We start from the raw sequence: 535 nt of genomic DNA, 5'->3' as shown, positions 1-535 counted from the left end.
GCTGGTGGTGCGCCGCATCCCCGACCTGCGACCGCCCAAGGACCAGGGCCAGGGCACGTTGTTCGACGTCTGGCGGTTCCACGCCTTCTTCACCACCACCGACCCCGACGAGCTCGATACCGTCGACGCCGACAAAACCCACCGCCAGCACGCCGTCATCGAACAGGTGCACGCGGACCTGAAGAACTCCGCTCTCGCGCATCTGCCGTCGAACTCGTTTTCAGCGAACGCCGCCTGGCTCGTCGCCGCGGTGATGGCATTCAATCTGACCCGCGCCGCCGCCACCCTCACCGGCGATCCCAAACTGACGAAAGCTACCACCGGCACCCTCCGGCGCACCCTCGTCTCGGTTCCCGCACGCATCGCTTCCTCCGCCCGGAGGTTGACGCTGCACCTACCCACGCACTGGCCGTGGGAAACAGCGTGGCACAACTTGTTTGACAGCACCTTCGGTCGAAATCAGCCGATCATCACCTAACGCCGGTCACACATGCCCACCCTCGATGCGAAAGACTCAGTGGAACAACCCGACACA

General features: G+C 64.5%; 1 protein-coding gene. It reads left to right on the top strand.

What is annotated here, in order from left to right; genetic code table 11:
- On the top strand, positions 1-478 hold a 478-nt coding region (locus QM841_RS42910; protein WP_283336802.1), incomplete at its 5' end, for a transposase.
- Positions 479-535: the final 57 nt, after the last annotated feature.

Source organism: Rhodococcus sp. IEGM 1307, from assembly GCF_030056915.1.
GTDB classification, from domain to species: Bacteria; Actinomycetota; Actinomycetes; order Mycobacteriales; family Mycobacteriaceae; genus Rhodococcus_F; species Rhodococcus_F opacus_D.
This window is presented reverse-complemented; position numbering and strand designations above follow the sequence as displayed.